This window comes from Mesorhizobium sp. M7D.F.Ca.US.004.03.1.1, from assembly GCF_003998635.1.
In the GTDB taxonomy this organism is placed as follows: Bacteria; Pseudomonadota; Alphaproteobacteria; order Rhizobiales; family Rhizobiaceae; genus Mesorhizobium; species Mesorhizobium loti.
In genome coordinates, this window is the sequence record NZ_RZQG01001157.1 from 1 (window position 1) to 1,643 (window position 1,643).

4 protein-coding genes are annotated in these 1,643 nt (G+C 61.7%); 3 read left to right on the forward strand and 1 reads right to left on the reverse strand.

Features of this window, described 5'->3' with window-relative positions:
- A partial coding sequence (locus tag EN935_RS35045; protein WP_127374175.1) for a LuxR C-terminal-related transcriptional regulator occupies nt 1-376 on the forward strand: 376 nt, incomplete at its 5' end.
- On the opposite strand, the gene EN935_RS42465 is transcribed toward EN935_RS35045, so the two are convergent.
- A complete protein-coding gene (locus EN935_RS42465; protein ID WP_245463099.1) occupies nt 373-597 on the reverse strand; it encodes a hypothetical protein in 225 nt (74 codons plus the stop codon). The two genes, EN935_RS35045 and EN935_RS42465, sit on opposite strands and share 4 nt — an antisense overlap.
- A 174-nt stretch (nt 598-771) precedes the next feature.
- Here EN935_RS42465 and EN935_RS35055 point away from each other — a divergent pair, with 174 nt between their 5' ends.
- Both EN935_RS35055 and EN935_RS35060 read left to right on the forward strand, forming a co-directional pair.
- Nucleotides 772-1,218, forward strand: coding sequence for a pyridoxamine 5'-phosphate oxidase family protein (locus tag EN935_RS35055; RefSeq protein ID WP_127266248.1), 447 nt, complete (start codon nt 772-774; stop codon nt 1,216-1,218).
- 147 nt (nt 1,219-1,365) lie between these two features.
- On the forward strand, nt 1,366-1,643 hold a 278-nt coding region (locus EN935_RS35060; protein ID WP_127374176.1), incomplete at its 3' end, for a cyclic nucleotide-binding domain-containing protein.

Genomic DNA, 1,643 nt, shown 5'->3' on the forward strand with positions numbered 1-1,643 from the left:
CGTCATGACGGGGCACGCCGATGTGGCGCTGGCCGTTCAGGCGATGAAGGAAGGGGCTTCCGACTTCATTGAAAAACCGTTCGACGACCAGGTTTTGATCGATGCGATCCGCTCGGCGTTGGACAACCGCGATCAGGTAGGCGCAACGCATCCGCAATCCGCGGAAATCCACGCGCGCCTGGCCACACTTTCGGAGCGGGAGCGGCAGGTTCTGGACGGGCTCGTTTCGGGTCTGCCCAACAAGACGATCGCTTATGATCTGGGTATCAGTCCGCGCACCGTCGAGATTCATCGTGCCAATGTGATGAGCAAGATGGCCGCGGGCAGCCTGTCGCATCTCGTGCGCATGGCATTGATCGTGGAATCCAAACCCTAGCAAGCGTCCCCGAGAGACTTGCCGTCGTCTGTCGGCACTGCCTTCGACTTCCAGTAGCGCCAATGGGTCGGGCGGATATCGACGCGCACGCCAGTCCCAGCATTCTTCCAACCCTGCTGGCCCTTTATACAGGGAAATACGAGCGCATGTTCGCCATCCTCGTCGAAGACGGCGAGTTCGAGTTCGCGACCAAACGGAGCGCTCAGGATTGGCTTCCACATCTCCCCATGATCGGGGGAAGCGGCAAGCCGCGCCTTGATTTGAATCATTTTGCGAAATTGCCGCTCATGCCGCTGCCCGCGAGCGGTAAGCCTGCCTTGATCGCGATCAATGACCGCCCCCCGGCGACTGGGCCAACAGTCTGTGGGACGGCCAATAAACTCAGGAGCTCGCACATGCTGATCCGCACATTATCCGCCCTAGAATGCACGAAAATGCTGACCGCCAACCGTGTCGGCCATCTGGCGTGCGCGAAGGATGGGCAGCCCTATGTGGTGCCGGTGCACTATGCGCACGCCGACAACCACCTCTACGCGTTTTCCATGCCCGGCAAGAAGATCGACTGGATGCGCGCCAATCCACTGGTGTCCGTCCAGGTGGGCGAACGCGGCCAGGGGCGAGGCTGGAGAAGCGTCGTCGTCGATGGCCGCTATGAAGAACTGCCGGACCGGATTGGTCACAAGCTCGAGCGCGACCACGCATGGTCGGTGTTGAGCAAGCACGCTGACTGGTGGGAGCCCGGCGCCCTCAAGCCGGTCATGCCTCCGGTGTCGGACAGCGCACCCCACGTTTTCTTTCGTATCTTGATCGAGCAGGTGTCGGGCCGCGAGGCGGGTGAATAGTTGTCTTCACTGCCGCGACCGGCGAAAGCGATGGCTGGACCGGTTCAAGAGGAGCGGCTCTAGGTAGTTTCCCGTAGGGATATAACCGAATTTCGCGGCCCCCGGATTCGCGCGATTGCTGTGTCACGGATCAACCGGGAAACAGCCATGCACGCCTACACCGCCTCCAGAATTTCGCTGCCTTCACGGTCTGCCCTGCCCAACCGGCCGGAGGCTTTCGAGCCCGCGCTGCTGCAACCACTCGGCTTCTATCCCGCCGGCGCCGAAATCTACGCCCAGGGCGAAAAGGCCGGAGCCTTCTACCAGGTGGAATTCGGCGCCGTCCGCGTCTACCGCCTGCTTGCCGACGGCCGCCGGCAGATCAGTGCCTTTCACCTCGCCGGAGAGACATTCGGCTTCGAAGCCGACACGACGCACCATTTCTT

Bases quoted from the DNA above. Each gene is read 5' to 3' on its own strand.
- EN935_RS35055 (WP_127266248.1), top strand. From the start codon at position 772: ATGCTGATCCGCACATTATCCGCCCTAGAATGCACGAAAATGCTGACC.
- EN935_RS42465 (WP_245463099.1), bottom strand. From the start codon at position 597: ATGTGGAAGCCAATCCTGAGCGCTCCGTTTGGTCGCGAACTCGAACTC.